A 12231-nucleotide genomic window follows, 5' to 3' on the forward strand; every position below is an offset into this window, starting at 1 on the left:
CGGCGGCATGAATATAAGGAGCGGCGATGGTCAACATCAGCGGCGCTTAACGAGGCACGCTGCTACAAGGGGAGGGCCGGACGGGCCGCGCAGGCAGGCGGCCCGCTCCGCTTCGGCGAGGCGTCAGATGCCCTGGCCGCCGGACACTTCGATGCGCTGCGCGTTGACCCAGCGGTTGTCTTCGGACAGCAGGCTGGCAATCATCGGACCGATATCGTCGGCCACGCCGACGCGGCCCAGCGCCGTCATGTCCGCGAAAGCCTTGTTGAATTCGGGCGTGTCGCGCACCGCGCCGCCCAGGAAGTCCGTTTCGATGGCGCCGGGCGCCACCGTGTTGGCGGCGATGCCGCGGTGGCCGAGCTCCTTGGCCAGGTAGACCGTCAGCACCTCGACGGCGCCCTTGGCCGCGGCGTACGCGGCCCAGCCCGGCGCCGACACGCGCGTGAGCCCGCTGGACAGATTGACGATGCGGCCGCCGTCGGCCAGCAGCGGCAAGAGGCTTTGCGTCAGGAAGAACACGCCCTTGAAGTGCACGTCGATCAGCTTGTCGAACGCCGCCACGCTCATGTCGGCAATCGGCGCCATATCGCCATGTCCCGCGTTGTTGACCAAGTGATCGAAGGAATCGCGCTGCCACGTCTGGGCCAGCGCCGTCCGCAGCCGCTCGACGAAGTCAGGAAAGGCGGCCACGTTGCCGGCATCCAGCTGCAGCGCCACGGCCTTGCGGCCCAGCTGCTGGACCTCCGCGACGACTTCGTCAGCCTGCGCCGCGCGGCACTGGTAGGTGATGATGACGTCGTTGCCCTTGCGGGCGAGGGCCAGGGCGGCGCTGCGGCCCAGGCCGCGGCTCGAACCGGTGACAAGAGAAATCGTGCTCATGGAATGGCTCCTTGGGGGTTTGCGGTGAGGCTTCATTCTGTGGCGGATGCGCCTGTCGGCCTTTGCCTGAACCTTGGCGTTGTTGGCCTGATCCTCCAAATGTGCATTCGGGCGCACCGGAACCCATTACGATGGCCCGGTGGCAACCCTCTCGTGATCCCGCCCCATGAACGACACCTTGCTGAACGACACCTTGCGCGCCGCCGCCAGCCGTTACGCACAAGCCCCCGCCGGCCCGGCGGGCGTGGCACAAACGCCCATTTCGGGGCTGGCCGTCATCCGCGCATTGCAGCCTAGCGGCCTGGACTACGCGATCTCGCGGCCGCTCGCGTGCCTGGTGCTGCAGGGTGCCAAACGCGTGGCGCTGGGCGCGGACACGTTCGACTTCAGCGCGGGCGATTCGCTGCTGATCACAGCCGATGTGCCCACGGTCAGCCAGATCACGCGGGCCAGCGCCGGGGAACCGTACTTTTCGCTGGTCCTGGATCTGGATCCGGGCCTGATCGCCGAGCTGGCGCTGGAGATGAAGCTGGGGCCGGTGGATCCGGGCGCGCCCGTCCGGGTGGAACAGACCGACGCCGAGGTCGCGGACGCTGCGCTGCGCCTCATGCGCCTGGTCGAACGGCCGTCGGCGCTGCCCGTCCTGCAGGCGCAGCTGGTGCGCGAAATACATTACTGGCTGCTCGCTGGCCGCCACGGCCAGGCGATTCGCCAGCTTGGCTGGCCGGGCAGTGCCGCTCAGCGCATTGCGCGCGCGGTCGCGCTGCTGCGCGCCGAATTTGCGCAGCCGCTGCCGGTCGAGCGGCTGGCGGCCGCGGCGGGCATGAGCCCGTCGTCATTCCACCAGCACTTTCGGGCGGCCACGTCGCTGTCGCCGTTGCAGTTCCAGAAGCAATTGCGGCTGATCGAGGCGCGCCGGCTCATGACCGCCGAAGGCGCGACGGCCAGCAGCGCGGCGTTTGCGGTGGGCTATGAAAGCGTCCAGCAGTTCACCCGTGAGTACCGCCGGATGTTCGGCCTGCCGCCGGGCAAGGACGCCGAGGCGATCCGCGGCGCGGTTGGCGCTGCCGCCTGATCGCGGTCGCGCCTTTCCACAACGCTTTTATTAAGTATTCGCGGCGCTTATATTGCGGCAGCTCCGAAACGGCGGGTCCACACTCGCCGCACTTGTCCTTGGAGCCTTGTCGTGAAAAGTTTTGACGTGATCGTGATTGGTGCCGGCGTGATCGGCAGTTCGGTGGCGTTTCACCTGGCCGAACTCGGCGCGAAGAACGTGCTGGTGCTGGACCGCGAGACCATAGGCGCGGGCACCACGTCGCAGTCGTCCGGCATCCTGCGCACGCACTATTCCGTGCGCGAGAACGTGGAGCTGGCCCAGCGTTCGTGGAGCGTGTTCAACAATTTCGCCAGCTATCTGGGCGACGAAGAGGCCTCGTGCGGCCTGGTCAAATGCGGCTACCTGATCACCGCCGCCGACGACGACAAGCTGGAACCGCTGCGCGGCGCGCTGGCGCAGCAGCAGGCGCAGGGCATCGCGCTGGAATTGCTGAATGCCGCGCAGGCGCGCGAGCTGCTGCCCATTGCGTCCTTCGACAACGCCGCGCTGATCGGCTATGAGCCCGAGGCGGGCTTTGCGGACGCGTATCTGGTGGCCACCAGTTTTGCGCGCGGCGCCCGCCGCCGCGGCGTCACCATCCGCGAAAACGTCAACGTCCAGCGCCTGATCATCGACAACGGCCGCGTGACGGGCGTGGTGACATCCGAGGGCGACTACAGCGCGCCGCTCGTCATCAGCACGCAGAACATCTGGACGCCGGAACTTGCCGGCTGGACCGGTGTGGCGATGCCCGTCGTGCCGGAGCGCCACGCCGTGCTGGCGCTGGAGTGCGACGCGGCGCCCTATACGTATTCGATGCCGGTCTTCAAGGACCTGGCCTCGCCCGGCATGCTGTATTGCCGCAGCTATGGCGGCAACCAGATGCTGGTCAGCGAAGGCATCGTCGGCGAGGCGCTGCAAAAAAGCGACGCCGAGCAGGGCGACATTCCGCTGGACTACGTGGCCGAGGTGGGCGCGCAGGTGGCGGACCGCTTCCCCGCGTATGAGGCCGCCGGACTGGCATCGTCGTGGACCGGTGTCTACGACGTGACGCCTGACTGGAACCCCGTGCTGGGCCGAGTGCCGGGGGTCGAAGGGCTGATCGTGGGCTTCGGCTTCTCGGGCCACGGCTTCAAGCTGTCGCCCACCGTGGGTCGCGTGCTGGCGCAGGAAGCCCTGGGTCTGGCGACCGACGTGTCGCTCACGCCCTACGAATTGGGGCGCTTTCAGCGCGGCGCACTGTTGACCGGGAAGTACGGCCTTGGCGCAGTCTCCTGATCCGCGCGGTCCGGTGCAAGCCAGCTGGTTGGCGCTGCCGCCCGAGCCGTGGAAGAACGGCGGGGGTGTCACGCGCACGCTGGCGGCGGATCCGGCCGGGCGCTGGCGCGTCAGCATCGCCGATATCGAACGCGACGGGCCGTATTCACGCTTTCCCGGGTATGACCGCGTGTCGGTCGTGCTGGCGGGCGAGGGCGTGATGCTGCAAGGCGAGGGTGTGGCCGTGCCGTTGCGGCTGCGTGAACCGGCGGTGTTTGGCGGCGATGCGTTGCTGCAATCCACGTTGGTGGGCGGACCGGTGCAGGTGCTGAATCTCTTTGTCTTGCGCGGCGGTGCGAGGGCGTCGGTGACCTGTTCGGGGTCGGCGTCCGGTTGCTGCGAGGTCGGCGCGTTGCTGGCCGGCTCGGACGGACTCGAGGTTACGCGGGTGCGGGTGACGGCGGGGGCATACGAGATGACGCGCGGCGTGGAAATGCCGGGCGTCGACAGGCCGGGCGTCGATACGCCGGGCGTCGCCACCCCCGGCGCCCCAGCCACGCAAACCGACTTCACCGTGATCCTGGACATCACGGTCCAGAAAAGCTTCCCGGACTGACCAAACTGCAGCCGTCCCAGTCACAACCCGGGGCGTCCGTTGATTCCTTTCACTCAGGAGTGTTTCCATGAAGGTACTTGCCGCGGTCAAGCGCGTGGTTGACTACAACGTCAACGTGCGCGTCAAGGCCGACCAGAGCGGCGTGGACATCGGCAACGTGAAGATGTCGATGAACCCGTTCGATGAAATCGCCGTCGAGGCGGCCGTGCGCCTGAAAGAGCAGGGCGCGGCGGCTGAAGTCGTGGCCGTGTCGTGCGGCACGGCGCAGTCGCAGGAGACGTTGCGCACCGCGCTGGCCATCGGCGCCGACCGCGGCGTGCTGGTGCAGACGGATGCCGCCTTGCAGCCGCTGGAAGTCGCCAAGCTGCTGCGCGCCGTCGTGGTCAAGGAAGCGCCCGCGCTGGTGATCCTGGGCAAGCAGGCCATCGACGACGACGCGTGCCAGACCGGCCAGATGCTGGCGGCCCTGCTGGGCTGGCCGCAGGCCACCAACGCCAGCGCCATCGCCATCGGCCACGGCACGGCGCGCGTGACGCGCGAGGTGGACGGCGGCCTGGAAGTGGTGGAACTGACGCTGCCTGCCATCGTCACGGCAGACCTGCGCCTGAACGAGCCGCGCTATGTCACGTTGCCCAACATCATGAAGGCCAAGAAGAAGCCGCTGGATGTGGAAACGCCGGACGCGCTGGGCGTGGACCCGGTGTCCCGCCTGCAGACGCTGCGCGTTGAAGAGCCGGCGGCGCGCGCACCCGGCATCAAGGTTGCCGACGTGGCCGCGCTGGTCGACAAACTGAAGAACGAAGCCAAGGTGATCTGATGACTGTTCTTGTTATTGCCGAACACGATAATCGGGCGCTGAATGGCGCCACGCTCAACGCCATTTCTGCCGCGGGCAGGCTGGACATGCCGGTCCACGTACTGGTCGCGGGCGATGGCGCGCAGCCGGTGGCCGAGGCGGCTGCACGGGTCGCCGGGGTGGCAAAGGTGCTGCTGGCGCAGGCGCCGCAGCTTGCCGATGGCCTGCCGGAAGCCGTGGCCGCGCAGGCCGTGGCGGCGGCCGCCGGCTACTCGCACGTCTTCCTGGCCGCGACGGCGCAGGGCAAGAGCGTGGCGCCGCGCATTGCCGCGTTGCTCGATGTGGCGCAGGTGTCGGACGTCATCGAAGTGCTGGCGCCCGATACGTTCAAGCGTCCGATCTACGCCGGCAACGCGATCGCGACGGTCAAGAGCGGTTACCCGGTGGTCGTGGCCACGATCCGCCCCACGGCATTCGATGCGGTGTCTGCCGAAGGCGGCAGCGCCACGGTGGAAGCGGTCGAGGCCGTGACGGGCACGGGCTTGTCACGATTCATCAGCCGCGAGATCGCGGTGTCAGAACGCCCCGACCTGGGCGGCGCGCGCGCCGTGGTGTCGGGCGGACGCGGCCTGGGTAGCGCCGAGAACTTCAAGCTGCTGGATCCCCTGGCCGAAAAACTGGGCGCGGCGCTGGGCGCGTCGCGCGCGGCCGTCGACGCGGGTTATGCGCCGAACGACTGGCAGGTCGGCCAGACCGGCAAGATCGTCGCGCCGGACCTGTACGTGGCCGTCGGGATTTCGGGCGCGATCCAGCATCTGGCGGGCATGAAGGATTCCAAGGTCATCGTCGCCATCAACAAGGACGGCGACGCGCCGATCTTCGGCGTGGCGGATTACGGGCTGGTGGGCGACCTGTTCGAAGCCGTGCCGGCGCTGACGTCCTCGCTGCCGTGAAGGAAGCGGCGTTGGCGCCGCAGAACGCGCCAACGCCGCAGGCAGCCCTTCGCTGCCGAACCCCGCGTTCGGGGCGCCGCGGGCTTTAGGTCAACGCCGCAGGCTGCGCCACAGCGTGGCCGGCGGCAGCCCCAGCGCCGGGGCCAGTTCTTTCTGGATCAGGCGCTCCATCGCCATCAGGATCACGTCGCGCGCCTCGGCGGGCAGTTTGCCAACCTCCTGCTGGCGCGCGGCCAAATACAGCGTGCGCGACAGCGCGGGATCGTCGGCCCGCGCCGCGCCCAGGAAGGGCGCCAGCGGAAGGACGCGCAACTGGTCCAGGAAATGGCGCGACTGCCAGATGCACAGCGGCGTGCTGATGCCAAAGCCCAGCCCGGCCGTGACCAGACTGAGCAGCGGATCGGTATTGTCGAATTCGTAAGTCCGCTCGATCATCACGCCGTGCGACTCGACCAGCCGGTCGATCTCGGCGCCGATGAACGAACGTGCGCTGTAGCGGATGAACTGGGCGCGCTGGCCCAGTTCCTTCAGCGTATCGATCCGGTCCATGCTCATCGAGCGCGGCACGATCAGCACGTAGGGTTCGCTGAAAAGACTGTACTTGCGGATGGTGGGCTTGCCTGCCGATGCGCTGGTGGTGACGACGAGGTCTAGCTGCCGGTCTTCCAGCTGCTTGTCCAGCACGGGCGTGATGCCCGACCACAGCCGGATCTGGCGCGACGCGCCGGACAGGCCGTGGATCAGGGTCGGTCCCAGCGTGCCGGCAAACGAGTCCACGCAGCCGAAGCGCACGATGTTGCGCTTGGCCCGGCTAAGGTTGCGCACGCTTTCCGTCATGTCGCCGGCCTGCGCCAGCAGCCGCGCGGCGTGTTCGAACAGCAGCTCGCCGGCCGGCGTGGGCCGGGCAGGGCGGGTGCTGCGGTCCAGCAGTTCGGTCGACATGGCGGCTTCAAGCTGCTTGATCCGCTGCGACACCGCCGCCTGCGAAAAACCCAACAGCCGTGCCGCGCCCGAGACCGACGCCGCTTCCACCACCGCCACCCACGTCAACAGCAGGCTCCATTCCGGATAGTTTTCCGTGCTGGTGAACGAAAAGCGGTTCATGGCGTGGGCGTCCGGCGGCGTTTCAACAGGGCTTAGCGCTGGCGCGCGGTGGTCTGGCGCAGCGCGGCAGTCACCATGCCTTCGACCACCGGAATGACCTTGTCGGCCAGATCGGGGCGATAGCCGTACGGGTATGTTTCGTCCATGTAGGTGGACTGGCACATCTCGAGCTGGATGGCGTGCACGTTGTCAGCCGGCGAACCGTAGTGGCGCGTGATGTAGCCGCCCTTGAAACGGCCATTGACGGCCCAGGTGTAATCCTTGCAGCCGTTCAACTGTTCATGCACGGCGGCCAGGATATCGGGCGCGCAGGAAGCGCCGTCGGACGTGCCGATGTTCAGGTCGGGCAGCTTGCCCTCGAAAAGGCGCGGCAGCACGCTGGCGATCGAGTGCGCTTCCCACAGCAGCACCGTGCCGTGCTCGGCCTTGATGCGGTCAATCTCTTCTTGCAGCTTGGCGTGATAGGGCTTCCAGTACGCCTCCAGGCGCTGGGCGCGTTCCGCGTCGGTCAGCACAGCATCGTTCTGGTAAAGCGCATCGCCGCGAAAGGCCTGGGTGGGGCACAGGCCGGTCTTGGTCTGCCCGGGATACAGGCTTTCGTCGTTGGGCGGGCGGTTCAGGTCGACCACGTAACGCGAATAGCGCGCGCCCAGCACGGACGCGCCCAACGCCTGGGCGAACTGGTAGAGGGTGTCCAGATGCCAGTCGGTGTCGCCGGATTGCAGGGCAACGTCCGTCATGTGCGGACGCTGCGCGTCGGGAATCTGGCTGCCGAGGTGGGGAATGGAGATCAGCAGCGGGGCGGTGCCGCGGCTGAATTGGAAGAGGTCGGTCAAGAGGAAACTCCGGGTGGCAATGGCAATGCGCCGCGGCAGAGCCGCAGGCAACGGGCGCTTGTATGCTAGGCAGCACGGCCCGCTGCGGGAATTGCATCAGTTTAATGGATGCTGATGATTAGCCGCGCCGATGCTCATGGCGATGGCCGCGGCGTGGTCACGGTGAGCGGCGTTCTGGGTCGCGCGGGTCAGCCGCGGCCCGTGGACCGAGTTGCTGGGCCGCGTGAGGTAGAGTAGACGGCGCGCACACTCTAGCGAGCGGACATGATTGATGAACTGATTCAACTGGGCAAGCTCGTCAGCCTGGGTCTGGCGCTGATGCTGCCGCTGGCCAATCCGCTGACGTCCATGACGCTGCTGCTGTCGCTTGGCCAGCAGATACCGTTCAAGGAACGGCAGAAGCAGGTGACCCAGGCGGCGTTCTACGTGGTCGGGATCATGCTGGTGACCTACTACGCCGGCGCGCTGCTGATGCACACCTTCGGCATTTCCATCCCCGGCCTGCGCATTGCGGGCGGACTGATCGTGGTCAGCATCGGCTTTAGCATGCTGTTTCCGTCGGACCAGCCGCGCGCCCTGGAGGCCGAGGCCGCGGCCGACGCGCAGGAGCGCCAGAGCCCCAACATCGCATTCGTGCCTCTCGCCCTGCCCGGCACGGCAGGACCCGGCACGATCGCCATGATCATCAGTGGCGCGTCGTCGGTCGATTCGGCCATTGCACCGGACTATGCGCGTTGGGTGGTGGGCGTAGCCCCGGTCATCGTGTTTGCGCTGCTGGGGCTCTTGTTCTGGGTCTGCCTGCATTTCGCGGGCCGCATCGTCGCCGTGATCGGCAAGAGCGGTGTCGAGGCGATCTCACGCGTGATGGGATTCCTGCTGGTCTGCATGGGCGTGCAGTTCGTCATCAACGGCGTGTTGGAGATCGTGAGCAAGTATCCCGACTTGTAGGTGGCATAGCGTCATGCTTTGCGTCCATGCATGCCGGCGCGGCGCCGGGCAGGCCAGAAAGTCACGCGGATTTTGATTTCACCCCGTTTCGTGAAGCTTGTAGAAACATAATCTACGCTACATTACATTTTTGAATTTTCGCCCTGGGCAGTCATGCTTGCCTGCGGCGGCAGTTTTTGTATGTGCAACATCCTCATTGAAGACAAGATCAGGCAGTGCGCGGTAGCCCGCGAATCCATCACGGTTGACGCGCCGAAGTGCCGATCAAGCTCTTGCGGAACGGCCGCCGCAATCTGCAAGCGTGCGTCATGATGGCCTGGCTACCCTTGATCGTGTTGGGGCTGGTGGTCAGCGGCGTAGTCACCGCCTTGATGCGCGAGCCTGGCGTTCGCCTTTACGACTGGATCGCCACCCGCGCGCGCCGGCCGCAACCGGCTGCCCGGCCGCGTGTCCCCGAAACCGAACGCGAACCATTGACCCAGACAACCTGATCGGCACGCGTATCGGTCCGGCGTCTGCCCTCTCAGCGGCCCGGTCGTTCCAGGCCCAGATGTCCGCGCAGCGTGGCGTGTTCGTAGTCCTTACGGAACAGCCCGCGCTGTTGCAGCACCGGCACCACCTGCTCCACAAAGTCGTCGATGCCGCCCGGCAGTGACGGGGGCATCAGGTTGAAGCCGTCGGCGCCCTCGTTCCTGAACCAATGTTCCATCCGGTCCGCGATCTGCTCCGGCGTGCCCACCATCGTGCAGTGCCCGCCGCCCGCGGCCAGCCGGCCAAGCAACTGGCGCACGGTGGGCTGCTCGGTTTCGATGATGCGCAGGATGGTGCCGTAACGGCCTTTGGGGCCGGTGAACTCGGACAGCGGGGGCAGGGGCGGCACGGGCGCGTCCAGTTCCCAGCCCGAACAATCCTGCAGGACGAACGTGCCAAGTTGGCGCAATGAGGCGTCCGCGGGCAGGAGTTCGTCCAATTCGCGCTGCTTGGCGCGGGCCTCGGCTTCGGTCGAGCCGACATAGGTCACGAGGCCCGGCATGATGGGCACGAACGCGTCGCGGCCAGCTGCCCGGACACGTTGCTTGATGTCGCGGTAATAGGACTGCGCGGCGGGCAAGTCGTAAGCCACGGCATAGATGGCTTCCGCGCGGCGCGCCGCCAGATCGCGGCCCTGATCCGAGGCGCCCGCCTGGAACAGCACCGGATGCCCCTGCGGCGGTCGCGGCACGGTAAGCGGGCCGTCCACCAGAAAGTGTTCGCCGTGGTGATCTATCTTGTGTAGGCGGTCCGGCACGCCGAAGTGGCCGTTGCGGTCGATGACCAGCGCCTCGTCGTCCCACGAGTCGAACAGCCTCAGCGCAACGTCGACAAATTCCTCGGCGCGCGCGTAGCGCCAGTCGTGGCCGGGCATGGCTTCGTAACCGTGATTGCGCGCCTCGGCGTCGAACATCGAGGTCACCACGTTCCAGCCCATGCGACCGCCCGAAATGTGATCCAGCGAGGCCACCATGCGCGCCGCATGAAAGGGCGTGAAGAACGTGCTGGACACCGTGCTGATCAGGCCGATGCGGGTGGTGGCGCGGGCGATCGCGGCCATCGTGGTGAGCGGTTCGAGATACCAGCGCGGCCCGTCGCCGATGTTGTCCATCGACTGGCCGTCGGCAAAGAAAATGGCGTCGAGCTTGCCGCGCTCGGCCGTGCGGGCCAGGCTTTCGTAGTAGCTGATGTCGCCCAGCCGCTCGGCCGCCGAGTCCGGGTGGCGCCAGGCCGCGCGATGGTGGCCGCAGCCGAAAATGAACAGGTTCAGGTGCATCATGGCGATCAGCTCGTCGATTGCTTCATCAGTTGCGTCATCAATTGCGTCATTGATTGCGTCATTGACTGCCGCGTCCGGCACGCCCGCGGGTGCCGCAAGCGGGCGAACTTAGCATAAAACGGCGGGCGGGCGCCGTTGCGGTCGGCGGGGCTCGCGCGGCCGCGGCGCCTGCCCGGCATACCCGGCCCAACGTTTCTCACGCCGCGCGTTGACATCGCCGCGCCGCTCTCCTAACCTTGCGGCAATTCCTGGGGGAGCCCTGTACGGGCTGAGATTCCGCGTCAACGCGGTAACCCTTTGAACCTGATCCGGGTAATGCCGGCGAAGGGAAGGACTCCGCAAGTCTCTCGCGCGCCCTCCCTGATTCCATTCATCTTGCGGCCTCCCTGACGGCGGGCCGCCGCGTTACGCGTCCGGCCTCAGGCCGCCCGCGGGAGGACCGACCTTCATGTTGACCCAAACCACTGCCCTGGTATGGCTGCTGCTGTTCTCGGGCGGCTTCGCCGTGGCCAGCGTGCTGTACACCCGGCGCAAGCGCGGCACCCTGGAAGACTACATCGTCGCGCGCAACAGCCAGGGGTCGTTTGGCACGATCCTGACGCTGATGGCGTCCACGCTGGGCGCATGGATTCTCTTTTCGCCGGCGCAGGCCGCAACCTGGGGCGGGCTGGCCGCCGTGATCGGCTACGCGCTCGGGTCGATGTCGCCGCGCCTGGTCATGATTCCGCTGGGCCGGCGCATGCGCGAACTGATCCCGCACGGTCACACGCTGACCGAATTCCTGATGGCGCGCTACGGCCGGCCCATGTACGGCCTGGCGCTTTTCATCATGCTGTTCTACCTGTTCATCGCGCTGTCGGCCGAGGTTACCGCCATTGCCAAGCTGGTCGCGATGCTGGCGCCCGTGCCCCTGTGGGCCACCGCCGCCATCGTGATGGGGACGACCTTGCTCTACACCACCTACGGCGGCCTGCGCTCGTCCATCTTCACCGATCAGGTGCAGATGTTGATCATCGTGCCGCTGCTGGTGGTGCTGTGCGTCGTCGGCTGGCAGGCGGCCGGTGGCGCATTGCCCACTATCGAAGCCCTGCAGGCCAAGGCGCCGCAACTGCTGGACCTGACCGACCCGGTGGGCGTGAAGGCGGGGCTGACCTTCTTTGTCGCCATTTTGCTGACCGGCATCTTCCATCAAGGCAACTGGCAACGCATCTACGCCGCCCGCGACACCCGCACGATGCGCAACGGCTTTCTGCTGGGCGGCGTGCTGGTGGCGCCGTTCATCTTTTTGATGGGCCTGTTCGGCCTGGCGTTCGTCGGTTTGGCGCCCGAGGGCGACAGCTCGATCGCGCTGTTCAGCGTCATCATGCCGCACGCCCCGGCGTGGTTTGTCATCGCCCTGATTCCGCTGGGCCTGTCCCTGGTCATGAGCACCGCCGACACCGCCATCAGCGCGGTGTCCAGCATCATCGCGGTCGACCTGCGCCGCCTGATGCCCAACGCCGGCGGCGCCACCATGAAGCGCCTGGCGCGGTGGCTGGTGCTGCTGATGGCGATCCCCGTGATGATCGTGGCGTCGCAAGGCTACAGCGTGCTGTACCTGTTCCTGCTGGCCGACCTGCTGTGCTCGGCCGCCGCCTTCCCGGTGTTTTACGGGCTTTTCAGCCGCAAGCACGATGGATTCACGGCGACCACGGCCACCATCACGGGGCTGATCGCCGGCCTGTTCTTCTTCCCCGCGCCGGGGGATAAGCCGACCTTCCTGCTGGAATCGTTCCTGCTGGCGGCGTTTGTGCCGGTGGTGACGACGGTGCTGATCCGGCTGGTGATGCGCGGACGGAAGGAGTTTGATTTCTCGACGCTGAGCGCGGCGGTGCGGCGGTTGGATAAGGAGACGGTTTGAGGGGGGGGCAGGCAGAGCCGCGTAAACTCGCAGATT

The 12231-nt window shown here is 67.0% G+C and carries 12 protein-coding genes and 1 riboswitch; of the genes, 8 read left to right on the forward strand and 4 right to left on the reverse strand.

The genetic code is table 11. The annotated features are described in order from the left end of the window. Nucleotides 1-123: 123 nt before the first annotated feature. Nucleotides 124-879, reverse strand: coding sequence for an SDR family NAD(P)-dependent oxidoreductase (locus AB3147_RS10600; RefSeq protein WP_367351898.1), 756 nt, complete (start codon nucleotides 877-879; stop codon nucleotides 124-126). A 166-nt stretch (nucleotides 880-1045) separates the two neighbouring features. On the opposite strand from AB3147_RS10600, the gene AB3147_RS10605 reads away from it, so the two are divergent. From AB3147_RS10605 to AB3147_RS10625, 5 genes are all read left to right on the forward strand, one after another. Further along, entirely contained in the window at nucleotides 1046-1954 is a 909-nt protein-coding gene (locus AB3147_RS10605; RefSeq protein WP_367351899.1) for an AraC family transcriptional regulator, read from the forward strand. A 111-nt stretch (nucleotides 1955-2065) separates the two neighbouring features. Then, entirely contained in the window at nucleotides 2066-3253 is a 1188-nt protein-coding gene (locus AB3147_RS10610; RefSeq protein ID WP_239214376.1) for an NAD(P)/FAD-dependent oxidoreductase, read from the forward strand. Continuing rightward, on the forward strand, nucleotides 3237-3848 hold the full coding sequence (locus AB3147_RS10615; protein ID WP_367351900.1) for a HutD/Ves family protein: 612 nt from the start codon (nucleotides 3237-3239) through the stop codon (nucleotides 3846-3848). The genes AB3147_RS10610 and AB3147_RS10615 overlap by 17 nt, the downstream gene beginning before the upstream one ends. A 67-nt stretch (nucleotides 3849-3915) precedes the next feature. Beyond that, nucleotides 3916-4665, forward strand: a complete 750-nt coding sequence (locus AB3147_RS10620; protein ID WP_367351901.1) for an electron transfer flavoprotein subunit beta/FixA family protein — start codon at nucleotides 3916-3918, stop codon at nucleotides 4663-4665. Next, a complete protein-coding gene (locus AB3147_RS10625) occupies nucleotides 4665-5597 on the forward strand; it encodes an electron transfer flavoprotein subunit alpha/FixB family protein (protein WP_367351902.1) in 933 nt (310 codons plus the stop codon). The genes AB3147_RS10620 and AB3147_RS10625 overlap by 1 nt, the downstream gene beginning before the upstream one ends. A 90-nt stretch (nucleotides 5598-5687) precedes the next feature. Here the strand turns inward: AB3147_RS10625 and AB3147_RS10630 are convergent, their stop codons facing one another. Together AB3147_RS10630 and hutG are read right to left on the reverse strand one after the other, a co-directional pair. After that, nucleotides 5688-6701 (reverse strand): LysR family transcriptional regulator, encoded by a 1014-nt coding sequence (locus tag AB3147_RS10630; RefSeq protein WP_218343464.1) that lies wholly within the window; start codon nucleotides 6699-6701, stop codon nucleotides 5688-5690. A 32-nt stretch (nucleotides 6702-6733) separates the two neighbouring features. Then, a complete protein-coding gene (gene hutG / locus AB3147_RS10635) occupies nucleotides 6734-7537 on the reverse strand; it encodes an N-formylglutamate deformylase (protein WP_175138903.1) in 804 nt (267 codons plus the stop codon). Between the two features lie 264 nt (nucleotides 7538-7801). Between hutG and AB3147_RS10640 the strand changes: the two genes are divergently transcribed. Further along, entirely contained in the window at nucleotides 7802-8485 is a 684-nt protein-coding gene (locus AB3147_RS10640) for a MarC family NAAT transporter (RefSeq protein ID WP_367351903.1), read from the forward strand. A 308-nt stretch (nucleotides 8486-8793) separates the two neighbouring features. Next, the gene (locus AB3147_RS10645) at nucleotides 8794-8976 is read left to right on the forward strand and encodes a hypothetical protein (protein WP_343736742.1); all 183 of its coding nucleotides are present in this window, start codon (nucleotides 8794-8796) and stop codon (nucleotides 8974-8976) included. A gap of 32 nt (nucleotides 8977-9008) precedes the next feature. On the opposite strand, the gene AB3147_RS10650 is transcribed toward AB3147_RS10645, so the two are convergent. Continuing rightward, the gene (locus AB3147_RS10650; RefSeq protein ID WP_367351904.1) at nucleotides 9009-10295 is read right to left on the reverse strand and encodes an LLM class flavin-dependent oxidoreductase; all 1287 of its coding nucleotides are present in this window, start codon (nucleotides 10293-10295) and stop codon (nucleotides 9009-9011) included. A gap of 240 nt (nucleotides 10296-10535) precedes the next feature. Next, nucleotides 10536-10642, forward strand: a riboswitch (TPP riboswitch). 101 nt (nucleotides 10643-10743) lie between these two features. Between AB3147_RS10650 and AB3147_RS10655 the strand changes: the two genes are divergently transcribed. Beyond that, entirely contained in the window at nucleotides 10744-12195 is a 1452-nt protein-coding gene (locus AB3147_RS10655; RefSeq protein WP_367351905.1) for a sodium:solute symporter family protein, read from the forward strand. Nucleotides 12196-12231: the final 36 nt, after the last annotated feature.

The organism is Achromobacter animicus, from assembly GCF_040775605.1.
Taxonomy (GTDB): Bacteria; Pseudomonadota; Gammaproteobacteria; order Burkholderiales; family Burkholderiaceae_B; genus Achromobacter; species Achromobacter animicus.